The sequence below is a fragment of the Bifidobacterium sp. KRGSERBCFTRI genome (genome assembly GCF_025908335.1).
The window spans coordinates 619,497-645,956 of the sequence record NZ_CP109653.1; the positions used below are offsets into that span (position 1 = coordinate 619,497).

At 61.2% G+C, this 26,460-nt stretch carries 26 protein-coding genes and 1 tRNA gene; 23 read left to right on the top strand and 4 right to left on the bottom strand.

The features are described 5' to 3' along the window. Positions 1 to 185 precede the first annotated feature (185 nt). The 3 genes from OGI63_RS02495 to dapC all read left to right on the top strand — a co-directional run bounded on the left by OGI63_RS02495 (position 186) and on the right by dapC (position 3,531). The gene (locus tag OGI63_RS02495; protein ID WP_012619704.1) at positions 186 to 1,790 is read left to right on the top strand and encodes an amino acid permease; all 1,605 of its coding nucleotides are present in this window, start codon (positions 186 to 188) and stop codon (positions 1,788 to 1,790) included. A gap of 165 nt (positions 1,791 to 1,955) precedes the next feature. Further along, the gene (gene fdxA, locus OGI63_RS02500) at positions 1,956 to 2,279 is read left to right on the top strand and encodes a ferredoxin (RefSeq protein ID WP_004268544.1); all 324 of its coding nucleotides are present in this window, start codon (positions 1,956 to 1,958) and stop codon (positions 2,277 to 2,279) included. 94 nt (positions 2,280 to 2,373) lie between these two features. After that, the gene (gene dapC / locus OGI63_RS02505; RefSeq protein WP_004268547.1) at positions 2,374 to 3,531 is read left to right on the top strand and encodes a succinyldiaminopimelate transaminase; all 1,158 of its coding nucleotides are present in this window, start codon (positions 2,374 to 2,376) and stop codon (positions 3,529 to 3,531) included. Positions 3,532 to 3,568: 37 nt separating this feature from the next. Here dapC and dinB read toward each other — a convergent pair whose 3' ends face one another. Further along, entirely contained in the window at positions 3,569 to 4,885 is a 1,317-nt protein-coding gene (gene dinB, locus OGI63_RS02510; RefSeq protein WP_004268548.1) for a DNA polymerase IV, read from the bottom strand. Between the two features lie 168 nt (positions 4,886 to 5,053). Between dinB and OGI63_RS02515 the strand changes: the two genes are divergently transcribed. The 7 genes from OGI63_RS02515 (at position 5,054) to rpsI (ending at position 11,520) form a co-directional block, all read left to right on the top strand. Continuing rightward, positions 5,054 to 5,141, top strand: a tRNA-Ser gene (locus tag OGI63_RS02515). A 363-nt stretch (positions 5,142 to 5,504) separates the two neighbouring features. Continuing rightward, positions 5,505 to 6,512 (top strand): D-2-hydroxyacid dehydrogenase family protein, encoded by a 1,008-nt coding sequence (locus tag OGI63_RS02520; protein WP_004268550.1) that lies wholly within the window; start codon positions 5,505 to 5,507, stop codon positions 6,510 to 6,512. 56 nt (positions 6,513 to 6,568) lie between these two features. Next, entirely contained in the window at positions 6,569 to 7,204 is a 636-nt protein-coding gene (locus OGI63_RS02525; RefSeq protein WP_004268552.1) for an IMPACT family protein, read from the top strand. 110 nt (positions 7,205 to 7,314) lie between these two features. Continuing rightward, complete coding sequence (locus OGI63_RS02530; RefSeq protein ID WP_012619705.1) at positions 7,315 to 8,001, top strand: hypothetical protein; 687 nt, start codon at positions 7,315 to 7,317, stop codon at positions 7,999 to 8,001. Between the two features lie 108 nt (positions 8,002 to 8,109). After that, positions 8,110 to 10,278: a 4-alpha-glucanotransferase gene (malQ, locus tag OGI63_RS02535; protein WP_004268554.1), complete on the top strand. Its 2,169-nt coding sequence runs from the start codon at positions 8,110 to 8,112 to the stop codon at positions 10,276 to 10,278. A 281-nt stretch (positions 10,279 to 10,559) separates the two neighbouring features. Beyond that, complete coding sequence (rplM, locus tag OGI63_RS02540) at positions 10,560 to 11,009, top strand: 50S ribosomal protein L13 (RefSeq protein WP_004268555.1); 450 nt, start codon at positions 10,560 to 10,562, stop codon at positions 11,007 to 11,009. 19 nt (positions 11,010 to 11,028) lie between these two features. Next, positions 11,029 to 11,520, top strand: a complete 492-nt coding sequence (gene rpsI, locus OGI63_RS02545; protein ID WP_012754412.1) for a 30S ribosomal protein S9 — start codon at positions 11,029 to 11,031, stop codon at positions 11,518 to 11,520. Between the two features lie 107 nt (positions 11,521 to 11,627). Here the strand turns inward: rpsI and glgX are convergent, their stop codons facing one another. Together glgX and OGI63_RS02555 are read right to left on the bottom strand one after the other, a co-directional pair. Then, the gene (gene glgX / locus OGI63_RS02550; RefSeq protein ID WP_004268557.1) at positions 11,628 to 14,324 is read right to left on the bottom strand and encodes a glycogen debranching protein GlgX; all 2,697 of its coding nucleotides are present in this window, start codon (positions 14,322 to 14,324) and stop codon (positions 11,628 to 11,630) included. 58 nt (positions 14,325 to 14,382) lie between these two features. Then, positions 14,383 to 15,474 (bottom strand): ROK family transcriptional regulator, encoded by a 1,092-nt coding sequence (locus OGI63_RS02555; protein WP_004268559.1) that lies wholly within the window; start codon positions 15,472 to 15,474, stop codon positions 14,383 to 14,385. 406 nt (positions 15,475 to 15,880) lie between these two features. Between OGI63_RS02555 and adhE the strand changes: the two genes are divergently transcribed. After that, positions 15,881 to 18,628, top strand: a complete 2,748-nt coding sequence (adhE, locus tag OGI63_RS02560; protein WP_004268561.1) for a bifunctional acetaldehyde-CoA/alcohol dehydrogenase — start codon at positions 15,881 to 15,883, stop codon at positions 18,626 to 18,628. Positions 18,629 to 18,943: 315 nt separating this feature from the next. Here the strand turns inward: adhE and OGI63_RS02565 are convergent, their stop codons facing one another. After that, positions 18,944 to 19,918, bottom strand: a complete 975-nt coding sequence (locus OGI63_RS02565; protein WP_004268563.1) for a type IV toxin-antitoxin system AbiEi family antitoxin domain-containing protein — start codon at positions 19,916 to 19,918, stop codon at positions 18,944 to 18,946. 132 nt (positions 19,919 to 20,050) lie between these two features. On the opposite strand from OGI63_RS02565, the gene OGI63_RS02570 reads away from it, so the two are divergent. The 12 genes from OGI63_RS02570 to rpsQ all read left to right on the top strand — a co-directional run bounded on the left by OGI63_RS02570 (position 20,051) and on the right by rpsQ (position 26,404). Continuing rightward, positions 20,051 to 20,863 (top strand): YwiC-like family protein, encoded by an 813-nt coding sequence (locus tag OGI63_RS02570; RefSeq protein ID WP_014482659.1) that lies wholly within the window; start codon positions 20,051 to 20,053, stop codon positions 20,861 to 20,863. 277 nt (positions 20,864 to 21,140) lie between these two features. Beyond that, positions 21,141 to 21,449, top strand: a complete 309-nt coding sequence (gene rpsJ / locus OGI63_RS02575) for a 30S ribosomal protein S10 (RefSeq protein ID WP_004268570.1) — start codon at positions 21,141 to 21,143, stop codon at positions 21,447 to 21,449. Positions 21,450 to 21,466: 17 nt separating this feature from the next. Beyond that, positions 21,467 to 22,117: a 50S ribosomal protein L3 gene (rplC, locus tag OGI63_RS02580; protein WP_004268572.1), complete on the top strand. Its 651-nt coding sequence runs from the start codon at positions 21,467 to 21,469 to the stop codon at positions 22,115 to 22,117. A 5-nt stretch (positions 22,118 to 22,122) separates the two neighbouring features. Then, positions 22,123 to 22,779, top strand: a complete 657-nt coding sequence (gene rplD / locus OGI63_RS02585) for a 50S ribosomal protein L4 (protein ID WP_004268574.1) — start codon at positions 22,123 to 22,125, stop codon at positions 22,777 to 22,779. Between the two features lie 4 nt (positions 22,780 to 22,783). Continuing rightward, positions 22,784 to 23,080, top strand: coding sequence for a 50S ribosomal protein L23 (rplW, locus tag OGI63_RS02590; RefSeq protein ID WP_004268576.1), 297 nt, complete (start codon positions 22,784 to 22,786; stop codon positions 23,078 to 23,080). A gap of 37 nt (positions 23,081 to 23,117) precedes the next feature. Further along, positions 23,118 to 23,948: a 50S ribosomal protein L2 gene (gene rplB, locus OGI63_RS02595; RefSeq protein WP_004268578.1), complete on the top strand. Its 831-nt coding sequence runs from the start codon at positions 23,118 to 23,120 to the stop codon at positions 23,946 to 23,948. A gap of 15 nt (positions 23,949 to 23,963) precedes the next feature. Beyond that, on the top strand, positions 23,964 to 24,242 hold the full coding sequence (rpsS, locus tag OGI63_RS02600; protein ID WP_004268580.1) for a 30S ribosomal protein S19: 279 nt from the start codon (positions 23,964 to 23,966) through the stop codon (positions 24,240 to 24,242). Between the two features lie 21 nt (positions 24,243 to 24,263). Further along, positions 24,264 to 24,623: a 50S ribosomal protein L22 gene (rplV, locus tag OGI63_RS02605; RefSeq protein ID WP_004269021.1), complete on the top strand. Its 360-nt coding sequence runs from the start codon at positions 24,264 to 24,266 to the stop codon at positions 24,621 to 24,623. Positions 24,624 to 24,625: 2 nt separating this feature from the next. Further along, positions 24,626 to 25,459 (top strand): 30S ribosomal protein S3, encoded by an 834-nt coding sequence (gene rpsC / locus OGI63_RS02610; protein WP_004268583.1) that lies wholly within the window; start codon positions 24,626 to 24,628, stop codon positions 25,457 to 25,459. 7 nt (positions 25,460 to 25,466) lie between these two features. Further along, entirely contained in the window at positions 25,467 to 25,886 is a 420-nt protein-coding gene (gene rplP, locus OGI63_RS02615; protein WP_004268585.1) for a 50S ribosomal protein L16, read from the top strand. Beyond that, positions 25,886 to 26,134 (top strand): 50S ribosomal protein L29, encoded by a 249-nt coding sequence (gene rpmC, locus OGI63_RS02620; RefSeq protein ID WP_004268587.1) that lies wholly within the window; start codon positions 25,886 to 25,888, stop codon positions 26,132 to 26,134. The genes rplP and rpmC overlap by 1 nt, the downstream gene beginning before the upstream one ends. A 9-nt stretch (positions 26,135 to 26,143) precedes the next feature. Further along, a complete protein-coding gene (gene rpsQ / locus OGI63_RS02625) occupies positions 26,144 to 26,404 on the top strand; it encodes a 30S ribosomal protein S17 (protein ID WP_004268589.1) in 261 nt (86 codons plus the stop codon). Positions 26,405 to 26,460: the final 56 nt, after the last annotated feature.

Here is a 26,460-nt window from a genome sequence, read left to right on the forward strand (position 1 = left end):
ATATTGTTCCTTGGGGAGCAATATATGGGCGTTTCCCGTATATGTGGCCGGATTTGTTACGCTGTGCGGATTACTCAGAGCGTAATCCGTAAACAAGGGGTCGTACTATGACGTCAATAGAACCGACAGAGAGCCAAAAGCACACTGGACCGGTGAGTTTGTTCATGGGAGTATAAGGGCACATCGTGCAGATTTTTAGAACGAAGTCCGTCGAGCAGACGCTGGCGGAGACAGAGGAAGAGGGACATTCTCTCAAGAGGAATCTTGGCTGGTGGGATCTGGCCGTCATGGGCGTGGCCGTCGCCGTGGGCGCGGGCATCTTCTCGGTGGGTGCGCAGGCTGCGGCATTCCACGCGGGGCCGGCGGTTATCATCAGTTTCATCATCGCCGGCATCGTGTGCGGGGCGGCGGTCATGTGCTATGCGGAGTTCGCGTCGGTGATGCCGGTGGCGGGTTCGGCGTACACGTTCACGTATGCCACGCTTGGTGAGATTTTCGCGTGGATCATCGGCTGGGACCTGATTCTCGAGATGCTCATGGCCGGTTCGGTCATCTCCAAGTTCTGGGGCGTGTATCTCAACGATTTTCTGCGTCTCATGGGCGTCAACTTCAACACGAACATCATGATCGGCTCGTTCCATCTCGACATCGCGCCCATCGTGATCGTCGCGTTCTTCACCACGCTGCTGGTGCTCGGCACGAAGATCGGCGCACGCGTGGACGGCGCGATGACCGTGCTCAAGATAGCCGTCGTGCTGTTCGTCGTCATCGTCGGCTTCTTCTATGTGAAGGCCTCCAACTACACGCCGTTCATCCCGCCGGCAGAACCCTCGGCGGACGTGGCGAATGCGACCACGGTGCACGGGACCCTGGGCCAACCGCTGTTCCAGTGGCTTACGCATATGAGCCCGACCATCTACGGTGTTCCAGGCATCATCTCGGGTGCTGCACTCGTGTTCTTCGCCTTCATCGGCTTTGACGTCGTCGCCACTGCATCCGAGGAGACCCGTAATCCGAAGCGTAACGTGCCGCTCGGCATCGGCGTGGGCATGTCGCTCATCATCGTCATGTACGTGCTCGTCGCCATCGTGACCACCGGCATGGTCTCCTACAAGCAGCTCGCCTCCGTCGAGAGCCCGTCGCTGGCCACTGCATTCGAGTTGGTGGGGGCGGACTGGGCCGCCAAGATCATCAGCTTCGGCATCTGCCTTGGCTTGGCCACCGTGGTCATGGTGCTGCTGTTGGGACTCACGCGCGTCGTGTTCGCCATGAGCCGTGACGGTTTGCTTCCGCGTACCCTTTCGACCACCGGCAAGCACGGCACTCCGGCACGTCTGCAGATTGTCGTCGGCGTGGTCGTCGCCATCATCGCCGCGTGCTTCAACATTGACGTGCTGAGCGACATGGTGAATATCGGCACGCTTTCCGCGTTCACGCTGGTGGCCCTCGCCATCCCGATCATGCGCAAGCGCAGGCCCGATCTGAAACGCAGCTTCAGAATGCCGGGCAATCCGTGGGTTCCGCTGCTCGTCGCGCTTGCGAACTTCTACCTCATGCTGAACCTCACCGTGCTCACTTGGATTCGCTTCCTCATATGGCTCGTGGTTGGCTTCATCATCTACTTTGCCTACGGGTACAACCATGCGCGCGTGGGCACCGGTGAACTTGACGCCGAGGTGGTCAAATACGAGAAGCAGCGCCAGCTCAAGGCGCAGCGCGCGAAACAGTCCGGTTCCGTCGGCCGGGGGAATGACGCGGCCGTGACCAAGGTCGAAGCCGGCAAAGACTGAAATCGATTTGCCCGCCATTTCACACGCCAGTGCTGAATGGACGGTGAATGGCCCCTATTGCCGCTTTGCGCACGCGCGGACATGTTCGCCAAGGACATGCCCGCGCTTTGTTTTATGGGTGTAGGCGGGTAGTCTGGTAGGGACTTTGAGAAACAAGGAGGAGCCATGGCCTACGTGATCGCGCAGCCCTGCGTCGACGTGAAAGACAAGGCGTGTGTAGACGAATGCCCGGTGGATTGCATCTACGAGGGCAAGCGCTCGCTGTACATCAATCCGAACGAATGCGTCGACTGCGGCGCATGCGAACCAGTGTGCCCGACCGAGGCAATCTTCTATGAAGACGATCTGCCGCCGGAGTGGGAGTGGTACAAGGATGCCGCCGTTGAGTTCTTCGCCGAGGTGGGCGATCTCGGTGGCGCACAGGCTGCCGGTCCCATTGGCAAGGATCCGCAACGTGTCGCCGATCTGCCGCCACAGAACGCCGCCTGAGCATAGTAATCTGCAATCGCGTGCGCCTTCCCAGGCGCACGCGATGCCATAGTGATACAAGTCACTCGCATTCGCCCGTATTCGTAGGAGAGCCATGGGATTCAAGGATTTCAGCACACCATATGATTGGTCTCGCGTCGGCCGGTACAAACGCATCGCGCAGGCGGTGCCCGGTGGCATGGTCGATCTGTCGGTCGGTTCGCCGGTGGATGCGGTACCGGATTCCGTGCGCAAGGCGCTCGCCGTCAGCGCGAACGACGCAAACGCCTGTGGCTACCCGGTGACTGGCGGCACGGCAGACCTGCGCCGTGCGATCTGCGAATGGTTCCGCGGCTGTCGTGATGTGGAGATCGAGGCGATAGGGGCTGATGTGGTGCCGACGGTCGGCTCCAAGGAGGGTGTGGCGATGATGGCGTCGCTGCTCCAACTCAGCTCCGGCGATGTGGTAGTCCAACCGCGCGTGAGCTACCCCACCTACGAGATCGGCACCCAGGTGGCTGGTGCCACGGTGGTCAAGGTCGACGACGTCGCCGCAGTGGATTCATGGCGCAACATACCCGGTGTGAAGGCGATCTGGGTGAACTCGCCGAGCAACCCGACAGGCGCGGTGCTCTCCGCCGCGCAGCTGCATGACATCGTGAACGCCGCCCGTGAGATAGGCGCCGTGGTGCTCAGCGACGAATGCTATGCGTTGATGAACTGGACCAAGGCCAATGACGACGAGGGGAACCGCGAGGCCGCCATCGAGTCGTCCCCCTGCGCATTGCGCGCCGACGTGTGCGACGGACGTGCAGATGGTGTGGTCGTGTTGTATTCGCTGAGCAAGCAATCGAATATGGCCGGGTACCGTACGGCACTGCTCGCAGGCGATGCACAGATCATCTCGCGTATGACCGCGTTCCGCAAACAGCTCGGCCTCATCATGCCTGGACCGGTGCAGGCGGCGATGGCGGCCGGCTTACGAGACGCGGCATCGGTGCGTGCACAGCACAACCGGTATCATGACCGTCTCGGTGAGCTCGTCTGCGCATTGCGTGGCTACGGATATCGGGTGAACATGCCCCAGGGAGCCTTGTACGTATGGACGAAGGCGAAGTCGGCTGATTGCTGGACCGATATGAAAGCGCTCGCCTCCATCGGTATCATCGCCAGCCCCGGCGAATTCTATGGTGCTCCGGAATATCTGCGGTTCTCGGCCACCGCCACCGACGAGCAGATTCACCGGGCGTGTGAGCGGCTCGCACAGGCCTGACGCCGCCTCTTATTCAATTGCTCGTATTGGGCGCATGCTATGCGCCGAGATGTGCGCTATCCTGCCCGAATTTACGCCGGATCTGGTCTACTGCCTCTTCAGCGCAGCGCAGGCGTGTCGACCTCGTGCCGTTTGCGGGGGAGGGAATCGATGACGATGCCTGTGGCATGGGGGCCACACGCTCGTTCTCCTCGAGCAGTTCATCGAGCGTGGGTTGGATCACCGTCTCCTCACGCTTTGTCAATGTGCTCGTGCTGATGCCGGCGAGCCGTATGGGGCGTGTGAGTTTGACCTCAGTGCCGCGGCAATCCGCCGGCATGCCCATCATGCGCAACAACAGGTCGATGGCATGCGGGTACAACGTGCTCGCGGCGTCGGTCGGTTGTTCCAGTTGCATCTGCTTGGTGGAGTAGGCAAGGTCGGGGAACCGCAGTTTCACGGTGAGCGTGCGCGCCATGAGCCCCTTGGCGCGCAGTATGGAGGCAACCTTGTCGCAGCATTGTTTGATCAGCGTGCTCGCTGTGGCCAAATCATTGCAGTCCGTATCGAAGGTGCGTTCCTGCCCGATTGATTTCTCGGGGGCGTGTAGCGTGAGTGTGCACGGGTCGATGCCATGCGAGGCCTCCCACAGGTGTGTTGCGGCGGCTTTCGATCCGGTCGCCTGTATGAGCTCCTCCACCGAACAGCGTGCGAGCTGGGACACGGAGTTGATTCCCCATGCGTTCAGCCGCTTCTCCTGGGCGGGGCCAAGCCCCGGAATGCCTCGCAATGGCATCAGCTGCACGAACTGCGCATGCTTGTCCAGCGGAATGAGCAGCATGCCGTTCGGCTTCGCATTCGTGCTCGCCATCTTCGCCACGAGTTTGTTGCCGGCTATGCCCACCGAGCAGGTGATGCCGAACCGTTCCGCGACCTGCGCCCGTAACCATTGGGCTATGCGCGTCGGGCTGTGCCATGCGAGCAGCGCACCGGAGACATCCATATAGCATTCATCGACGGAGACCTGTTCGATGCGGTCCGTCACCTCGCGGAAGACCGTGTGGAAGATCTCATGGGAGACGGCGCTGTAGTAGTGGTGGTCGACGGGCAGGAAGATTCCGTTCGGGCAGAGTTGGTGCGCGCGTGCGGCCGGCATTGCCGAATTGATGCCGTACTTGCGGGCCTCGTAGCTTGCAGCGGAGACCACGGCGCGGTTGCCGGTTCCTACAATAACCGGTTTGCCGCGGAATTCCGGGTGTCTTGCTATCTCGAGCGAGGCGAAGAACGCGTCCATGTCGATATGCAGTATGGTGCAGCCGGTCTCGTCATGGCCCCAATCCCTTTTGGCAGCTTCGATACGCGGTGCTGTGCTCATGTCTCAACTGTACCTGAACAGATGTTCGAATGGAAGCGCCGGTGTATTCGCGCCCGTCGCGGAACAGGGAGGGGCTCCACAACAAGGTCGTTTTCGCTGAATTGGCGAATATCGGTGTTTCGTCTGTCGAATCTGCTATGATGTTCTTTTGTTGCGCTAATGCAGCATGGAGTCATGCCTGAGTGGCCGATAGGGGCACCCTGCTAAGGTGTTAGTCGTGTTTAGCGGCTCGAGGGTTCGAATCCCTCTGACTCCGCGATCAGGGCGAATCCGTTGGGATCCGCCTTTTTCCGTTTCGGACGGCTTCTGTCTGTTCCATGGGTTCCAGTAGGGTTGCACGTCCTGTGTCGGCCATTTCGGGCGAGTCGAACGACATTGATTGTCGTATGCCATTCCCTGTCGTCAAATCCGCGATATGATGTGCACAATGGCCAGCAAGGGGATTGTGAAGTTAGTTGAAGCAGCGGTACGTCATTGTCCGTTGCTTCGCTTGCCGAGTGTAGTGCAACGGCATGCGTGAGGCAAATCGCCGGTCTCGATATGAGACGGGTCCGAGGTGGTCTGCTGTGGCATTCGATTCGGAAACTCGCGGAAATATGGTGCCGCTACAGTGTCGGCCATGACACAGATTCTTGAGACCCAACCGGAACGCACCGATCTGCCCCTCACAGTGATGCCATGTGTGGTGGCCGACATGATCGAGCCGTTCAAGGCGAACTTCGAGGTGCTACGCGATGTGACGCGCCTGAGAATGTACACTGACACCACTCTGGACCCGGACGAGATCGTGCGGCGTTGCGAGGGTGCCGACGCCGTGATTGTGATCGGCGTGCACATCGACGACAATCTGTATACACGGCTCACGCATACGCAGGGACATGCGAAGTGCTTCGCATTCGGCGGTACCGGGGTGGCCAGCTACATCGACCTCGCCCGTGCGCGGCAGGATGGCGTGCGCGTATGCAATGTGCGTCGATATGGGGACGCCGCGGTCGCCGAGCTCGCCATCGCGCTCATGATGGAGTTGGCGCGCCATGTAGGAGAGCTCGACACGCAGGTGCGCGAGGGCAGTTGGCATGGTGTGTTCGGCACCGAGCTCGCCGGCAAAACGCTTGGTCTTGTGGGATTCGGTGGCATCGGGCAGCATGTGGCGCGCATCGCCAACGGTTTTGGCATGCGAATCCAGGTTTGGAACTCGCATGTGCACGCCGACGCGCTCGCTGCGAATCCCGAGATCGCGCTCGTCGATGGCATCGACGACCTCATGGCCACCAGTGACATCGTGTCGCTGCATTTGCCGCTCACCGATGAGACGCGTGGCGGCATCACCTTCGAGAACCTGAACCATCTGCGACCCGGAAGCATGCTCATCAACACCGCGCGCGCCGAGATCATCGCGCCGGGCGCGCTCGAACGGCGCTTGGAACGCGGCGACCTGCTGGCCGGTCTCGACGTGTTCGACAAGGAGCCGTTGCCGCAGGATTCCCCACTCCGTTCGGTTCCCGGCGTCGTGCTCACCCCGCATGTCGCCTGGCGGGCCGATGGCGCCTATGCCAGCCTGACCCGACAGGTGATGGAGGCGATCGTCTCGTTCTACGAGGGCGGCGATTTCAACGTGGTCGTCTAGCGGGCGGTAGTGTGGTTCTGCATACCCAGAAGTGACGAGACCGTTTGCGAGGAGCCATGCGTACCTTGTTGAATCCGGCCGACGAGCCGGCGCACGATGCATTCGTGGAGAAGAAGTCCGAGTTCATAGGCGACGCCTGCCATGTCGATTCGCTTGAGGATGCGCTCGCGTTCGTCGAGACCGTGCGCGAGCGTCACCCGAAAGCACGACATGTGGCCTATGCGGCGATTGTGACCGGTGACGATGGCCGTGTGATGGAGCGCATGAGCGATGATGGCGAGCCGAGCGGCACGGCGGGCAAGCCGATCCTCGATGTGTTGCGTGCGAATGAACTCACAGATTGCGTGATTGCCGTCACGCGATATTTCGGCGGCATTCTGCTCGGTTCGGGCGGTCTCATCCGCGCATACTCCACCGGAGCGTCGATTGCGGTGAAGGCAGCGGATGTCGCACAGATTGTGGTCTGTGCCCGGTATGCGGTGCCGCTCGACTACTCGCAGCTCGGGCCGATGCGCCATCTGGTCGAGGTGATGGGCGCGGTGGAGGAGTCTGCCGATTTCTCGGATCACGTGGTGCTCATCGTGCTCGTGCGCGATGATGCGCGCGAATCGTTCGAACATCGTGTGCGCGAGCAGTTCAGTGCGACGGTGACGCCGGAGTATGTGGGCCGATGCCACCGCGCGATGCGGTGACACGCCGCACGCCGCCTCGTGATGCCGGTGCCGCGCCCATTGCCGCATGTGCATTAGACTTGGGGTGCACGGCACGGAGCGCAGACGATGCGCATGAGGTGGAGGTCAGCATGGCAGATGGCGAGCAGACGGCACAGACTGCGCGGAATACGCAGGCGGACGGCGTGCAGGACGCGGCCGGGAATCAGGGGGAGGCTTCCGAAGCCCAGACTCCGCAGTTCGAACCGCTCACCGTGACCTATGAACGTCTGCGCCATTCGACGGATCCGCAGGAGCTGCACGAATTCGCACGCAGGCCGTTGCCGGATCGCGCGAAACAGGCGGCGTTCTCACGTGCGACGGCATTGCTCGAGGCGGTCGCCGGCAATCAGCACACGCCGTTGGAAGACCGCGTGTTCCTCGCGGAGACGATGCCGTTCCCGAATGTGCTCGTCAAGCTGTCTGAAGACCCTTCCCCCGAGGTTCGGCGTGCGGTCGCCGCGAACCGCGACGACAAGAACTGGCTGGTGGGGCGCCTGACCAAAGACGAGGTGCCCGAAGTGCGCGACGAGGCACTGCGTAATCCGCAGACGTCATGGAAAATGCGCATGGAGGGGGCGCAGAATCCTGAGGTGGACGCGCAGACCCTCGATTTTCTGAGCAGACTCGGCGTTGAACTTGAGCCGGACGCTCCGCGGATCCTGTCGACGATGGTGCGTCGCGGCGTGGCGCTCAATCCGAATGCCGGTGCGGAGACAATCGAGCGACTCAAGGAAGATCCGGTGCCCGAAGTGGCGAAGGCGGCACAGCGCCGGTGACCTTCCGAGCGTAACCCACGGCTATCTCGGTGAGAGGAATGAAAACGTTTGCTCCTTTATGGGCGTAGCCGGGAACGTCGCTGCGAAAAAGGCTTACACTTAGGAGTTATGGCAGAACTCAACGAAGAAAGCCCGGAGCGTCTTGCGCGCCCCCTTATTCGTCTCGCGCAGTCGCTGGGCGTGGCGACCAGTTATGTCGGCATGTCGCGTGATTTCCATGAGATTCCCGATGACGTGCTCGTGGCCGTGCTGAAGGCCCTGAATGTCGATGCCTCCAGCGAGGAGACCATCGAAGTGTCGTTGGAACATGTGAACAACCAGCGCGCCATGCGGCTCATCGAACCCACCGTGCTGCACATTGTGGGCGAGCAGAGTCACGTGCCCATCCATCTGGCCATCACCGAGGCGCCGAAGGTCACGATCACACTCGAAGACGGCACCATATACCAACACGACATCGCGGTGGAGCCGCTGCCCGACGTCAAGGTGCATGAAGTCAACGGCAAGTTCTTCTCGACGGCGCAGATCGCACTGCCTGCCGACCTGCCCGAGGGCTACCACACGCTGCATATCGCGGCAGGGCAGCGCGAGGCGGATGCGACGCTGATCAGCGCGCCACAGCGCATCCCACTGCTCGATCCGCTCAAGAACGGGTCGTTGTGGGGCTGGATGGCCCAGTTGTATTCGATCCGCTCGGCCGACTCCTGGGGCGTCGGCGATTTCGCCGATCTGCGCACGTTGCTCATCGACTCGAAGCGGTACACGAACGCCGACTTCATGCTCATCAACCCTGTGCATGCCGGCGAACCGGTCTCACCGCTGACCCCGTCGCCATACCTACCGGTGTCGCGTCGCTTCATCAACTACACCTACATTCACCCGGAGGACATTCCGGAGTACTACGCGTTGGACGATGCCGCCAAGCAGTCCGTCAAGGACGCGCACGCCAAGATGGAGGCCTACAACGCCGATCCGAACCTGATAGACCGCGATGCCATGTGGCTGGAGAAAGAGAAGGCGCTGCGCACGATCTTCAACACGGGCCTGCAGTCGGTGCGCCAGCAGGCCTTCGACGACTACAAGGCCAGGTGCGGCGAGGACCTCGAGGCATACGCCACCTGGTGCGTCTGCTATGCGAAGTGGGGCAAGCCGGAGAACACGCCAGACAATTGGATCAACAAGTACACGAAGGATTCCCCCGAGGTCAAGCAGCTGCGCGAGCAGAACAGCGACCTGCTCGAATTCTACCGTTGGCTCGAGTGGATTGCGGTCGAGCAGATGCATGCGGCCCAGCAGGCGGCACGTCAGGCCGGCATGAAGATCGGCATCATGAGCGACATGGCTGTGGGCGTGCATCCCGACGGCTCCGAGGTGTGGTGGAACCCGGAGCGATTCGCCAATGGCGCCACCGTGGGTGCGCCGCCGGACATGTTCAACCAGCAGGGGCAGAACTGGAGCCAACCCCCGTTGAGCCCGCTGTCGCTCAAGGAAACCGGCTACAAGGCGTACCGCGAGATGGTGCGTGGCATGTTCGACTGCGCCGGTGCTGTGCGCATCGACCACATTCTCGGCCTGTTCCGCCTGTGGTGGATCCCGGAGGGCCAGCCGGCCTCGAATGGCACCTACGTGTACTACGACCACAACACGATGCTGGGCATTCTCGCAATCGAAGCAGACCGTGTTGGTGGTCTGATCGTGGGTGAGGACCTCGGTGTCGTGCCGTCGTACGTGCAGCAGTCGCTCGCCGACTATGCCATCTTCGGCTGCGCCGTCGAATGGTTTGAGCAGATGGATGGCGTGTTCATTCCGCCGAAGGATTGGCGCCCGTATGCGTTGGCCTCGGTGGACAACCACGACATGCCGCCGGCTGCCGGCTATCTCGAGTACGAGCATGTGCGCGTGCGCGAGCAGCTCGGTCTGCTCGGCGAGGATTCGTCGGCCTTCGAGCGCAGCGCGCGCGCCGAGCATCAGGCCATGCTGCAGATGCTCGTCGACAACGGCTACCTCGATGTCAATGTGATGAAAGACGAATCCGGCAGGTGGGAGGAGATCGTCGAGGCGCTCTACCGTGCGCTCAACAGCTCGCCTTGCAAGCTCAAGGCCGTCTCCTTCGTCGACGCGGTGGGAGAACGCCGCACGCAGAACCAGCCGGGCACCGACAACGAGTATCCGAACTGGCGTGTGCCGTTGGCCGACTACCACGGCGACAACGTGCCGCTCGAGCACCTGTTCGACTCCGATCTGCTGCAGCGCATCGCCAAGATCATGAACAGCTGATGGGCGGCCCCGCACCTTATTGCGAAAGCGCCGGCGTATCGATATTGCGCCGGCGCTTTGCCGTCTGTGAACGGGGTGCGGGAGAGTGCCATCGCGCGTACGCGTATGTCAAGCCGAGGGATATAATAAAGGATTGTTGTGTTTCCCTACGGGGTCCTTCAAAGCGCTTTCCCACTCGCATAAGGACTTTCAGGGAGCCCACGGTAATGAGATCGGAACGCCGCACGGTCTGACCAACCCGCAGCGCGAGGATCCGGAACACAATACAGAAAAGGTATATCGTGAAAACTTTCACACCGAAGCCAGCTGATCTTACTCACGACTGGTACATCATCGACGCCAAAGACGTCGTTCTGGGCCGTCTCTCCGTCGCCGCAGCCAACCTGCTGCGCGGCAAGAACAAGCCTTCCTTCGCTCCGCATGCCGATTCCGGCAACTACGTGATCATCATCAACGCCGACAAGATTGCTCTTACCGGCGACAAGATGGACAAGGAGCTCTACTCGCACTCCGGTCGTCCTGGTGGCCTGCGCCGCGACAGCTACGCAGAGCTGCTCAAGAACAAGCCCGAGCGCATCATCATGCACGCCGTCAAGGGCATGCTGCCGAAGAACAAGCTCGCAAAGGTCCAGCTGACCCGTCTGCGCGTGTTCGCCGGCGAAGAGCATCCGCACGTTGGCCAGAACCCTCAGGTCTACGAGATCGAGCAGATCTCGCAGCAGGCAAAGTGAACCGAAGGAGATAAGAACAATGGCTGAGAATACCAACAACTCCGCGGTTACCGAGACCGAGGAAACCACCGCCGCCTTCACCACCGAGACCAACTCGGGCGCAGGCACCGGCACCTCCACGATCGCTCCGGGCTATGGCACCGGCCGTCGTAAGGAAGCCGTCGCCCGTGTTCGCCTGGTTCCGGGCACTGGCGAGTGGAAGATCAATGGCCGTACGCTCGAGGAGTACTTCCCGTCGAAGCTGCTCCAGCGTGAAGTGAACTCGCCGATCGTGCTCCTGAAGCTCGAAGGTAAGTTCGACGCAATCGTGCTCGTCGACGGTGGCGGCACCACAGGCCAGGCCGGCGCAATCCGCCTGGGCGTGGCTCGTGCCCTCAACGCCATCGACCGCGATGCCAACCGCGCAGCACTGAAGAAGGCTGGCTTCCTCACCCGCGACGCCCGCGTCGTGGAGCGTAAGAAGGTCGGTCTGCACAAGGCTCGCCGCGCTCCGCAGTTCTCGAAGCGTTAAGCGTTATACGCGAAGAAGGCCGCCCTGCAATGCAGGGCGGCCTTCTTGTTTTTCGGAAGGCGTCGAGTCCATGGCCGCTGGTTCAGGTCGTGGACTCGGCTCGCCACTCACCAGGAGCGGCGCTCCGATTGCAGCAGCAGGCTTATGCTCAGCGCCGGGAAGGTCCACACGTTCGATGGGACGGCATTGGGGGAACCTGCAGCCGGAGCGGTGTCTTCGGGCGTAGGGGCATCGTGCTCGACGTCGAATGCGGTGGTCGTGGGATCGGAATCGGCCATGCTGATGCGTGTGGGGTCGCCGGTTCCGGAGTGTGCACCGGCGGTCATCGGCGGCATCTGCTGGTCGAGTGTGTCTTTGATCTTGCGGTCGAGAATGGATTCGAGGAGCTGCGTCTCATGTGCGGTGAGCTTTGCCGTTGGCTTGGTGGTTCCAATCTCCTGACGGGCGGCATTCTCCTCGGCGTCCGCGCCAACGGCACCATGGGCGTCGAGATCGTGCAGGGGCGACGTCGCACGCTTGAACCGCAGCGTCTCCGCAAGTGGCGACACCGCCGCAGACCGTAAGATCTTGGTGACGGAGGTGCCCGGTGCGGGCTGTTCGCCAGTGGTCTGCGCCGACGACCATAGCAGATTGAACGTCGAATCCGACGGCAGGTGCATCCGGCGGTCGGTTTCATCGCCGTTGACCACAATCAGCGCGTCGGGTTCGTCCTTGAAATACAAGTGCATCATGAACGAGCGCACCGACGGGTCGCGCCAATCGGAATCCATGGGCATCGTGCCATCCGGCAGGCTCCACTGCACACGCGAGCTCGGCTTGAGCAGCCCCAACTGGGAGAGCCTCGTGAAGAAGTCCTCGTGATTGTATATGTCGAGCGATTTGCGCACGGCGATCAGATTCGCGGTGGCCTCGAGTTGGCGGGATTCGGCGGTTTCCTCTGTGCAGTTGATCCAATCCCAGTCGAGCCAGGCGATCTCGTTGTCTTGGCAATACGCGTTGTTGTTGCCGTATTGCGTGTTGCCGAATTCGTCTCCTGCGAGCAGCATGGGCGTGCCAAGCGAGAGAATGAGCGTGCCGAGCATGTTCATGCGCGAACGTTCGCGTGCGCTCTCGATGCTGAGGTCGTCGGTGGGGCCCTCCACGCCGAAGTTGGCGGAATGGTTCACGTTCGTGCCGTCGTTGTTGTTCTCGCCATTCGCCTCGTTGTGCTTGTGGTCGTAGCTGGTGAGGTCGGCCAGTGTAAAGCCGTCGTGCGCGCTGATGTAATTGATCGATGACGTGGCGCCACGGCCCGGGTCGGTGGCGAACAGGTCCGCCGAACCGCACAGGCGCGTGGCCATCTCCTGCATGGTGGTCACACCATGGCCCGCAGTCTGGTTGATGTCGGAGAGCCAGAACTGGCGGGAGGCGTCGCGGAATCGGTCGTTCCACTCTCCGAAGGGCGAGAGGAACTGGCCGGTGCGCCACCCTTGGAAGCCCAGATCCCACGGCTCCATGATGAGCTTGAGGTTGCCGAGCAGCTGGTCGGAACGCAATGCGTACAGGAACGGATGGTATGGGGTGAACATGCCCTTGAGCCGCGCCAGCGAGACGGCGAGGTCGAATCGGAAGCCGTCTATGCCTATGCGCTTGGCCCAGTACCGCAGCGAATCCACGGCGAATGTGATGTTGTGGGTGTCGGTGAAGTCCACGGTGTTGCCGCAGCCGGTGGTGTCTTCGAGCTCGCCGGCATGCTGGGTCTGCTGGCGGTAGAACGAGAGATTGTCGAGCCCACGCCAGCAGACGCTCGGCCCGGCATTGCCGCCCTCGCAGGTGTGGTTGTACACCACGTCCATGATCACCTCGAAGCCGGATTCATGCAGGGCGCGTACCATGTCGATCACCTCACGACGCACGGCGGCGGCACCGGCCTGTTGAGCCTTCTTCGTGGCATAACCGGGCTCAGGGGAGAAGAAGTTGAGCGTGGAATAGCCCCAGTAGTTCGTGCGCACGCGTTCCTGCAGGAACACCTCGGGCTGCTTGGCCATGATCGGCAACAGTTCGATTGATGTGACGCCCAGATCCTGCAGATAGGCGAGTGTGGTGGGGTGGGCGAGGCCGGCGTAGGTACCGCGTAGCTCCTCCGGCAACCATGGCGCGTTCTTCGTGAAGCCCTTCACATGCAGCTCGTAGATCACCGTTTTGCTCCACGGCACATGCGGGTGTTCCGGGTCGCCGTCGTGCTTGCGGGCGTCACGGTCGTCGATCGCCACCGACACCGGGCAATGGCCCAGAGAATCGAGCGTGCTCATTTCACCCCAGGAGTCTCCTTCGACCTTGCCGTCGTCGCCTATGGTGCATTGGTACGCGAACATGGAAGGGTCGAGTTGCATCGCCCGCTCAATGCCCTTGGCATAGGGGTCGATGAGGAACTTGTACGGGTTGAACCGCAGGCCGTGATGCGGGTCCCATGTTCCGTCGGCGCGGAATCCGTATTGCAGACCGTCCCATGCCTTGTCGAGATGGAGGTTCCACAGGCCATAGTTCGGGCCGGTCATCTTGAACAATGTCTCGCGCAGGCCGAGCGCAGGCACGATGCGCGAGCAGATCGGGTAATGGCGCATGTAGTCGAGGAGCCTGTCCGCTGCGTCATCGGGCAGGCGAACCGCCTGGTTGTAGAACGCGCTCGGTTTGTCCACCGGCTCGAGCACGCTCAACCACAGTTGTTCCGCGGTCTCAGAACGTACCACGACGTCCGCGCCGCCGTCATCGGTGTAGAAGAAGCCTGGTCGCGTGGCGTATCGCTGTAATTTCTGTAACTGCATAGCTTTCCAGTGTAATGGGCGAATCTTCGAATGAGGTGAATGCGGGCCGCCGCACTAGTCAGTCGGACGGTATGCCGTCGTGGGAGGCGGGGATGAGCGACTGCGCCGCGCCCACCGCGTCCTGGTACTCCACGCAGCAGCCGCGCATGACCTGCGGGTTGCGCGCCGACGGATTGACGTGTTCGGCGCAGGTGGTGAGGCGCTCGAGCTGGGCGATCTCGGAATCGTCGAGATAGTCGGCGATCGGTCCGCACAGAATGACATCCGCCGGCACGAATGTGCGAATGTTGTTGACCGCATGGGCGAGCGATCCGAGCCAGCGGTCCATGCGCACATGATGATTGCGTTCGCCCTGCTCGAGCACGCCGAAGAAACCGGGCAGACTCTCGCCCTCCTCGGTGAGCTGCCGCGACGAGCACAGCACCTCAAGGCAACCGCGCGACCCACACCGGCAGATGTCACCGCTCGCATCGAGTTGCATGTGCTCGAGATTGCCTTCGCGTGCGACGCCGTCCATCACGATGGCGCTGTTGATGTACTCGCCCAGGTACAGGCACACCGCGTTGCGCAGCAACGGGTGGTTATGCAGTTCGACGGTGGCGTAGGCGACGTTGCGCGCAATGCGTGAGCAGGGCAATGTGAGAATGCGACTGATGCCTTGGTACGACTCGGTGGCCGCATTCCAGTCCTCGGCCACGCAGATGCAGTGGCGCGCCGCGCTCGACGGCAATGCGAAGCACACGCCGATCGGGGAGGGCAGTGACTGTGCGAACGTCGAGATCGTATGCGCGGCTCGTTCGTAGTACGCGTTGTCGTTGCGACGTGCCATCGTCACCTTGTGCTCGGCTATCACATTGCCGCGCAGATCCACCGCCATGCACACCACCTCGGTGGGTCGCAACGCGACGCCAATCGCCGTGCGATGCCTCGCATTGAACTGCCAGGTCTGGGCTTTGCGCCCTCCTGTCGAGGCCCGCGCCTCCGCTGGGACGATGAGCCCGTCGGCGGCGAGCTCACGCAGATTCTCGGTGATTGTGGGCATGCTCAGGCGCGTGGCGTCTGCGATCTGCCGCTTGGTCATGGACGGCGCCGCGAACAGCTCGCGCAGTATGAGCTCGCGGTTGTGCCGCTTGACGGTCGTGCTTTCCATGTGCTTCCCTGCCCGCTGCTATTCGCCGGCGACTCTCTCTATGACCGGCTCGTGTAGGTCAAGGATATCGGATGCCACCAGTTTTGCAAAGCTGATTTTCAAAAGATTCAACAAAACGTGGACTTTTGGAAAAGGATTTGTAGAAGTGAGTGGATTGTCGAGTGCGAAACTGTGTGCGCTTGTCGATGAAAGTGAACAATTTGTATCAAGTAACTCAAATTGAGATGGAAATCTGCCAATTAGTGACACAATGAGTTCATCAAACGCACAAAAGAGAACAGACACACGGATTGTGATTGCAGACTTGCTTTCCGCAGTGCCTGTTCGCTAGATTGTGAGACAACTCACATCTCGTGAAATCTGCGCCACGGGGCGCACCGATTTGCCGAATCTACAGGAGGTTCGCATGGCAGACAAGAACAGCGCCGAGACCGCAACGAAGGCGGCCAAGCTTGCTGTGAATGTGGAAGACAAGAAGGCCGCGGCACAGGCCGAGGTCGACGCTCTGGTCAGGAAGGCGCAGAAGGCGCTGGCGGAATTCGAAAAGCTCGATCAGCAGGCCGTCGATCGCATCGTGGCGAAGGCCTCCGTGGCCGCCCTCAACAAGCATCTGGTGCTGGCGAAACTGGCAGTCGACGAGACCGGTCGTGGACTCGTCGAAGACAAGGCGACGAAGAACATCTTCGCCTGCGAGCACGTGACCAATTACATGGCCGGTCAGAAAACCGTCGGCATCATCCGCGAAGACGACGTGCTCGGCATCGACGAAGTGGCAGAACCGGTCGGCGTCGTCGCAGGCGTCACCCCGGTGACCAACCCGACGTCCACTGCCATCTTCAAGTCGCTCATCGCCCTCAAGACCCGTTGCCCGATTGTCTTCGGCTTCCACCCGGGAGCGCAGAAGAGCTCCGTCGAAGCGGCGCGCATCGTGCGTGACGCCGCCATCGAGGCAGGTGCCCCGGAGAACTGCGTGCAGTGGATCGAACACCCGTCCATCGAGGCGACCGGCGCGCTCATGCAGCATCCCGGCGTGGCCACGATCCTCGCGACCGGCGGCCCCGGCATGGTCAAGGCCGCGTACTCGTCCGGCAAGCCGGCCCTGGGCGTCGGCGCCGGCAATGCCCCGGCCTACGTCGACAACAACGTCGACGTGCAGCGCGTGGCGAACGACCTCATCCTCTCGAAGCACTTCGACTACGGCATGATCTGCGCCACCGAGCAGGCGATCATCGCGCACAAGGACATCTACGCACCGCTCGTCAAGGAATTGAAGCGCCGCAAGGCATACTTCGTCAACGACGAGGAGAAGGCCAAGCTCGAGAAGTACATGTTCGGCTGCACCGCGTTCTCCGGCGAGACCCCGAAGCTCAACTCCGTGGTCCCGGGCAAGTCTCCGCAGTACATCGCGCACGAAGCCGGCTTCGAAATCCCCGAGGACGCCACGATCCTCGCTGCCGAATGCTCCGAGGTGGGCGAGAACGAGCCGCTCACCATGGAGAAGCTGGCGCCGGTGCACGCCGTGCTTAAGTTCTCCGACAAGGAGCAGGGCTTCGAAATGTGCGAGGAGATGCTCAAGCACGGTGCCGGCCATACCGCCGCAATCCACACGAACAACGACGACCTCGTCCGCGAGTACGGCCTGCGCATGCACGCCTGCCGCATCATCTGGAACCAGCCGAGCTCGCTCGGCGGCATTGGCGACATCTACAACTCCATCGCCCCGTCGCTCACGCTGGGCTGCGGTTCCTACGGTGGCAACTCCGTCTCCGGCAACGTGCAGGCGATCAATCTGCTCAACATCAAGCGAATCGCGCGAAGGAACAACAACATGCAGTGGTTCAAGATCCCGGCAAAGACGTACTTCGAGCCGAACGCCATCAAGTACCTGCGCGACATGTATGGCATCGAGCGTGCCGTCATCGTGTGTGACAAGGTGATGGAGCAGCTCGGCATCGTCGACAAGGTGATTGACCAGCTGCGTGCACGCTCCAACCGAGTCACCTTCCGCATCGTCGACTATGTGGAGCCCGAGCCGAGTGTCGAGACCGTCGAGCGCGGCGCCGCCATGATGCGCGACGAATTCGAGCCGGACACGATCATCGCCGTCGGCGGTGGCTCTCCCATGGACGCCGCGAAGATCATGTGGCTGCTCTATGAGCACCCGGAAATCGCGTTCTCCGACGTGCGTGAGAAGTTCTTCGACATTCGCAAGCGCGCTTTCAAGATTCCGCCGCTCGGCACCAAGGCCAAGCTTGTGTGCATCCCGACCTCGTCGGGCACCGGCTCCGAGGTCACGCCGTTCGCTGTGATCACCGACCACAAGACCGGCTACAAGTACCCGATCACCGACTACGCGCTCACGCCGTCCGTCGCGATCGTCGACCCGGTGCTCGCGCGCACGCAGCCGCGCCGACTGGCCTCCGATGCCGGCTTCGATGCGCTGACCCATTCGATGGAGGCCTACGTCTCCGTCTATGCGAACGACTTCACCGACGGTATGGCGCTGCATGCCTGCAAGCTGATCTGGGACAACCTTGCGGAGTCCGTCAATAGCGAGCCGGGCGAAACCAAGAAGAAGGCGCAGGAGAAGATGCACAACGCCGCCACCATGGCCGGCATGGCATTCGGATCCGCCTTCCTCGGTATGTGCCACGCCATGGCGCACACCATCGGCGCCCTGTGCCACATCGCGCACGGCCGCACGAACTCGATTCTGCTGCCATATGTGATCCGCTACAACGGGCAGGTGCCGGAGGAGCCGACCTCCTGGCCGAAGTACAGCAAGTACATCGCGCCGGAGCGTTACCAGGAGCTCGCCTCGCTGCTCGGGGTCGACCCAGGCAAGACCCCGGCCGAGGGTGTCGAGAATCTGGCGAAGGCCGTCGAGGACTACCGCGACAATAAGCTCGGCATGAACAAGAGCTTCAAGGATTGCGGTGTGGATGAGGACTACTTCTGGAGCATCCTCGAGCAGATCGGCATGCGCGCCTATGAAGACCAGTGCGCGCCTGCGAATCCGCGCATCCCGCAGATCCAGGACATGATGGATATCGCCATCGCCGCCTACTACGGCGTCTCGCAGGCGGAGGGCCATGCGATGCGCGTTGAGCGCGAAGGCGTGGGCGCCACGGAGGAAGCCTCCGAGCGCGTCTGATCCGCCAATCCATTGCAATCTATATGCAATCCATTGCCAATGGGCCATCCGCCAGTCGGGTGGCCCATTCTGATGTCAGCAATCTGGGTTCTGTGCAATATGGAATCTGCAAATGGGAGGAAAAACCGCGCGCGCATGTTTTCTTCCCGCGAGCGAGAGCCCAGATGAGAAGAAAAAGGAATCCGTGGTTTTTCTTCTCGTTTGGCAGTTCCTAGCGGGAAGGAAATATAGAAGCAATGTTTTTCTTCCCGCGAGCTATGCCGTAACTGGGAAGAAAAACCATACGCGCATATTTTCTTCCAATCTGCGTTCCGCTCACCCAATGATTGCCACCCGATACCCATTGATGTCTGTCGATCCAAGAAAGTGGGTGGGTACGCCGGCGCTGTGCAGTTTCGCATGCAATCGCTCGCTGTGAATCACATCGTCGAACGTGAAGCGCACGGTTCTGTGCACGCCTGCCCTCTCGAGCGCCTTCTCCCGCTCTCGTTCGTCAGCCACGACGGCGTGCACGCTTCGACTGCCCGTCATCTGCGGATCAATATATTTCTGCGCGCCGTCCAGTTCCGCGACAATCACCGTTCCGTCGTCGCAAACCCAGTAATAATCGGCGCGGTATATGTGCCCTGTTTGCGGATCGGTGAGTGGTACTTGCTGTTGCGGCTTCCTGAAACCATATCGCGCGGTCATCACTGCGTGCGCATAGGCTTCACCGCCGTTCTCGCTGGCCGGATTGACATGTGGCAGCAGGGTGACCACTGCATCCGTGCCATTCGCAGCACATTCCCGGAGCAGCTCGCGCGTGGAGAGCCCCGTCTTGAAGCAGCCGTCCAACGCTGTGATCGCCGCGCACGGCTCCATCGTGAGCACACAGTCCGACGCGGTGCAGACAAGCGGCGTCACGGGAATACCGTCGATTATTTCGGCGCGCATATTCGGGTGGCGGATGCGTTGCAGACGCGGGCCGTCAGATTTCTGCGGACCCGCGGTGCAGGCGATGGTCACGCGGTGAGTCAATGCATGCCATGGAATTTGTAGATTCCGCACGCAGGCCGCTGTCTCTCCGTTGAACACCCAATCAGGATGGCTTTTCGCCAGCGCGCGTGCCAGATACACGATTTGCACGGGAGGAGGCAGCGTGCGCCAGAATTGCGCGTGTGCGTACATGCCCCGATATACGCGCACGAGTTCGCCGCCTGCGCATCGCCGCGCCAGCATCTTCGCCTGACGGGAATCGGATGCGCAGATGCAGCGTTGCTGCCGACGGGCCTCGCAATCGAGCTCGGTCATTCCCTGCTACTTCTCATAATCCGACGGTAAGCCGCGCGTGCATGCAGCGCCAGCCGGCAGCGGCATTGTGGTTTGTTGACGGCGTGAATTCGCTCTGGCATGTCTTGGGACACTCGCGTAGGCTAGGGCAGCATGATCTCCTCAATCTCTACGCGATCCGTGCGCGATTGGCGTTCGAATGAACCCGGCGCATGGGTGATCGTGCTCATGCCCGCGCTCAGCGCCTTCCTCGTCTCCGGTCCCACATGGAACTCCGTGTGGCTGCTCGTATTGTGGTGCCTGTGCTACTGCGTGCAGTTCAGTGCTGCACGATGGGCGAAATCGCATGGGCGCGCACGGTATCGCATGCCGATGCTCGTCTATGCCGCGCTGCTCGTCTGCGCCGGATTGCCGTTCGTGTTCAGATTCCCCGGCATGCTATGGTGGGCTCCGATCTACTGCGTGCTGTGCGCGGGGTCGCTAATTTGTGCATGGCGACGCCGTGAGCATTCGATTCCGGCGAATATCTGTGCAGTGCTCGCCTCCAGTACCATGGCGATTCCCGTCGCTTCGCTCGGCACGCATGGTGGGGACGCCCCCGCCCTTGCGCATCTTCTGCCGTTCGGCCAGAGCATATTGCCGCCGCTTGGCGTGGAGATCGCGGGCGCGTACGCGCTCACGCTGTTCGGCAGTGTGCTCTATGTGAAGACGATGATTCGCGAACAGGGGAATACCCGGTATCTCGCTGCCTCGTGGATCTGGCACATTCTCGTCATGGCCATCGGATTCCTATACAGTCCGATCTATGGCTGGTTGGGGGCGATTCTGCTCGCGCGCGCCGTCGTCATGCCGGTCGCGACGCGCAATATGAGGAAGACTGCGAAGATCGCGGGAATAGGCGAGTGCGTGACGAGCTTGGTCTCTTTCGTGATGATCACCTATGCCGCTACGGTGCTCATTCCGTGACGGGACTGTGAAGACGTCAGGGTGAATGCGACACGCCATCGCCGCCAGCGGAAGAAAAGACCACCCCCGGTGCTTAAATATAGAAGTTGCCTGATTAGGGCTCGCATAATTGGAATCAAAAAAGCGAGCGCGGCACAAAAGCCCGCACGGGTTTTTGCATGGCTGCGCACTGATGTAGGAAAAGTCGGCGGACGTTTGCCCAAAGACTTCACTCGCCGGTGCCCTGGAGCAGGTTAAGTCACATTGATACACGAATCGCTAGAAAGGGCGGAAGGCAATGGCGGGACAGAAAATCCGCATCAGGCTTAAGTCCTATGACCATGAGGTCATCGACCAATCGGCGAAGAAGATCGTCGAAACGGTGACGAACGCGGGTGCAACTGTGGTTGGCCCGGTTCCGCTCCCGACTGAGAAGAACGTCTACTGCGTTATTCGTTCCCCTCACAAGTACAAGGATTCTCGCGAGCATTTCGAGATGCGCACTCACAAGCGTCTCATCGATATTGTGGACCCAACCCCAAAGGCTGTGGACTCCCTCATGCATATTGATCTGCCCGCAGACGTCAACATCGAGATCAAGCTGTAAGGGGAGGAGGAACCGCAATGTCGCAGAACAAGAATCGCAACGCACTGCTGGGCAAGAAGCTCGGCATGTCGCAGGTTTGGGACGAAAACGGCTTCTTCGTTCCCGTCACGCTCGTCGAGGTCTCGACCAACGTCGTCACGGCTGTGAAGAACGAGGAGACCGACGGCTACAAGGCCGTCCAGCTTGGCTACGGCCAGGTCGACCCGCGTAAGGTGACCAAGCCGATGGCCGGTCATTTCGCCAAGGCCGGTGTGACGCCTCGTCGTCACCTCGCCGAAGTTCGCACCGAGAACGTAGAGGATTTCGAGCCCGGCCAGGAGCTGACCGCCGAGGTCTTCCCTGAGGGTGTGCAGGTCGACGTGACCGGCACCACCAAGGGCAAGGGCTTCGCGGGCACCATCAAGCGCTGGGGCTTCAAGTCCTACCGTCGTACCCACGGCTCTCACAAGAACGAGCGTCGTCCAGGTTCGGTTGGCGCATGCGCAACGCCGAGCCGTATTCTCAAGGGCAAGCGCATGGCCGGTCGTATGGGCCATGTCACCAATACCGTGCAGAACCTCACTGTCGTCTCCTCCGATGTGGAGAACGGCATCCTCGCCATCAAGGGCGCCATCCCGGGCCCGAAGGGCGGCATCGTCCTCGTTCGTTCTGCAGTGAAGGGAGCCTGATTTAGATGGCAAACGTTACTCTGAACGTCACCGATAACAATGGCAAGGAAGCCGGCACCCTCGAGGCGCCGGAAGCGCTCTTCGGCTTCACCGCCGAGGAAGTGCAGGCACACGTGCCGCTGATCCACCAGGTTGTGGTGGCCCAGCGTGCAGCCGCCCGCCAGGGCACGCATGCGGTCAAGAACCGCGGCGCCGTCTCCGGTGGTGGCCGCAAGCCGTGGAAGCAGAAGGGCACCGGTCGCGCTCGTCAGGGCTCAATCCGCGCTCCTCAGTGGTACCACGGCGGTGTCGCACACGGCCCGGTGCCGCGTGACTACAGCCAGCGCACCCCCAAGAAAATGAAGGCCGCAGCCCTGCGCTACGCCCTCTCGGATCGCGCCAACAACGGTCGCGTCGCAGTCGTCGACTTCCAGCTCGACGCACCGTCCACCAAGAAGGCAATCGCGGCTCTCGCCCCGGTCGTCGCCGACAACTTCACCACCGTGGTGCTGTCCCGCGACAACGTGAACGAGTGGCTGTCGGTTCGTAACATTCCGACCGTCTACCCGATCTTCGCCGATCAGCTCAACACCTACGACGTGATCACCGCCCAGTACGTGGTGTTCTCGAAGGATGGTCTCGAGGCTTTCGTCGCCGCGAAGACGGCAGCTAAGGAGGCCTGAGTTCATGGTCGCTATTCACAAGCCAGCACATGACATCATCCTGAAGCCTGTTGTTTCGGAGAAGAGCTACGCTCTGTCCGATATGGGTCAGTACACCTTCGTCGTGGCCCCGAACGCCAACAAGGTGCAGATCAAGCAGGCCATCGAGGAGATCTTCAAGGTCAAGGTGACGAACGTCAACACCCTCAACCGTGCAGGCAAGCGCACGCGCACCCGCACCGGTTACGGCCGCCGCGTCAATCAGAAGCGCGCAATCGTGACCGTGGCCGAGGGCCAGTCGATCGACATCTTCGGTAACTGAAGGTTAGCCGAGAAAAGTTAAAGGAAAGAACTAGATTATGGCTATCCGCGTATATAAGCCGACGACCCCGGGCCGTCGTAACGCGTCTGTTTCGGACTTCTCCGACCTCACGCGCTCGACCCCAGAGAAGTCGCTCATTCGCAAGAACAGCAAAACTGGCGGCCGCAACAACTACGGCCGCATGACCTCCCGCCATCGTGGCGGCGGTCACAAGCGCCAGTACCGCCTCATCGACTTCCGTCGTTGGGACAAGGACGGCGTGCCGGCAACCGTGGCTCAGATCGAGTACGATCCGAACCGCTCCGCACGCATCGCCCTGCTGCACTACGCAGACGGTGAGAAGCGCTACATCATCGCACCTGAGGGCATCAAGCAGGGTGACCGCATCGAGACCGGCGCCAACGCCGACATCAAGCCGGGCAACAACCTGCCGCTGCGCAACATCCCGACTGGTACGGTTGTCCACGCCATTGAGCTCCGCCCGCTCGGCGGTGCCAAGATTGCACGTTCCGCCGGTGCGGCCGTGCAGCTCGTCGCCAAGGATGGCGCTTACGCCCAGCTGCGTATGCCATCGGGCGAAATCCGCAACGTGGACGCCCGCTGCCGCGCAACCGTGGGCGAGGTCGGCAACTCCGACCACGCCAACATCCAGCTCGGCAAGGCAGGTCGTGCACGTTGGATGGGCAAGCGCCCGATCACCCGTGGTGAGTCCATGAACCCTGTCGATCACCCGCATGGCGGCCGTACCCGCGGTGGCAAGCCGCCGGTGTCTCCATGGGGCAAGGGCGAGGTTCGTACCCGTCGTCCGAAGAAGGCTTCGAACAAGATGATCGTTCGTCGTCGTCCTAACGGCAAGAATCGCAAGTAAGGGAGTGTCGAGTAGATGACTCGTAGCATCAAGAAGGGCCCATTCGTCGACGCCCACTTGCAGAAGAAAGTCGACGAGCAGAATGCGAAGGGCACCCACAACGTCATCAAGACGTGGTCCCGCCGTTCGATGATCACCCCTGATTTCATCGGACACACCTTCGCGGTTCACGATGGTCGCAAGCATGTGCCGGTGTTCGTCACCGAATCCATGGTCGGCCACAAGCTCGGTGAGTTCGCCCCTACGCGTACCTTCAAGGGTCACGTCAAGGACGACAAGAAGTCGCGCCGCTAATAAGTAGGAGAGTATAGACACATGGAAGCTAAAGCAATCGCTCGCCACGTTCGTGTGACGCCGCGTAAGGCTCGCCGCATGGTCGACCTCATCCGAGGCAAGAAAGCGACCGAAGCCATCACCATTCTCAAGTTCGCTCCGCAGGACGCCAGCACCCCGGTGCTCAAGGTCCTCCAGAGTGCCATCGCGAACGCCCGCGTGAAGGCCGACAAGGCCGGCGAGCCGTTCCGTGAGAACGACCTGTACATCAAGGAGACCTATGTGGACGAGGGTGTGACGCTCAAGCGTTTCCGCGCTCGTGCACAGGGCCGTGCCGCTCGTATCAACAAGCGTACGAGCCACATCACGGTCGTCGTCGCTAGCAAGGAAGGAGACCGCTAAAGATGGGTCAGAAGATTAATCCCTTTGGCTATCGCCTGGGCATTACTGAGAGCCATCGTTCCAAGTGGTTCTCCGATTCCAACAAGGTCGGCGAGCGTTATCGTGACTTCGTCCTCGAAGATGACGCCATCCGCAAGGTCATGAACAAGGATCTCGAGCGTGCGGGCGTGTCCCGCATCATCATCGAGCGCACCCGCGACCGCGTGCGTGTGGACATCCACACCGCCCGTCCGGGCATCGTGATCGGCCGTCGTGGCGCCGAAGCCGAGCGTGTTCGTGCCAAGCTCGAGAAGCTCACCGGCAAGCAGGTTCAGCTCAACATCTTCGAAGTGAAGAACCCGGCCATCGACGCCCAGCTCGTCGCTCAGGGCATCGCCGAGCAGCTCACCAACCGCGTGACCTTCCGTCGCGCGATGCGTAAGGCTCAGCAGGATGCCATGCGTGCAGGCGCCAAGGGTATTCGTATCAAGCTCTCCGGCCGTCTCGGCGGTGCGGAAATGAGCCGTTCGGAGTTCTACCGTGAAGGCCGCGTCCCGCTGCAGACGCTCCGCGCTCTCATCGACTATGGCTTCTTCGAGGCCAAGACCACCTACGGCCGCATCGGTGTCAAGGTGTGGATCTACAAGGGCGATATGACCGAGCGTGAGTTCGAGGAGCAGCAGGCACAGCAGGGCAACAACCGCCCGGGCCGTCGCGGCGGCGATCGTCGTCCGCGCCGTGGCCAGCGTGCCGGCCAGCGTCCCACCGGTCAGAACCAGGTCAAGACAGGTCCGGATCAGCAGATGGAAGCGGAAGTTTCCAAGGAAGCTGCCGTAGAGCCGGAAACTAAGGAGTGAGCTGAGGATGCTTATCCCAAAGAGGACCAAATATCGCAAGCAGCATCGTCCTGACCGCCATGGCATGTCCAAGGGCGGCAACGAGATCAACTTCGGCGATTTCGCTATTCAGGCATTGGCTCCGGCCTATGTCACGAACCGCCAGATCGAGGCTGCTCGTATCGCAATGACCCGTTACATCAAGCGTGGCGGCAAGGTGTGGATCACGATCTTCCCGGATCGTCCTCTCACCAAGCACCCGCTCGGCGCCCGAATGGGCTCCGGCAAGGGCACTCCGGAATTCTGGATTGCCAATGTGCACCCGGGCCGTGTCATGTTCGAAATCGGTGGCGTTTCTGAGGATGTCGCTCGCGAGGCCCTGCGCCGCGCAATCGACAAGCTTCCAATGAAGTGCCGCGTGATCGCTCGCGAAGGCGGTGACATCTGATGCCAGTCGGATCGGAAGAATACACCATCAAGAATCTCAACGAGAAGACCAATGCTGAGATCGAGGGCTTCATCAAGAAGTCCAAGGAAGAGCTGTTCAACCTGCGCTTCCAGCATGCAACCGGTCAGCTCGAGAACACTGCTCGCCTCAAGGCTGTCAAGCGTGACATCGCCAGGATGTATACTGTTCTGCGCGAACGTGAACTTGGCATCAGCCAGGCTCCGGCGGCAACCGAAACGAAAGCTTAAGGAGAAGTAATGGCTGAAGAGCGTAACTTCCGCAAAGTTCGTCGCGGTTATGTCGTGTCCGACAAGATGGACAAGACCATTTCCGTGGAACTCGAACTTCGTACGACCCACCCGCTCTACGGTAAGGTCGTTCGTTCCACTCGCACGGTCAAGGCCCATGACGAGAACAACCAGGCTCACGTTGGCGACCTCGTGAGTATCATGGAGACTCGTCCACTGAGCAAGACCAAGCGTTGGCGTCTCGATTCCATTATCGAGCGCGCTAAGTAACAAGTTCGGCAAGGCTCGCCAATCACCCGGCTCGCCCATAGGAGCGGGCCGGGTGA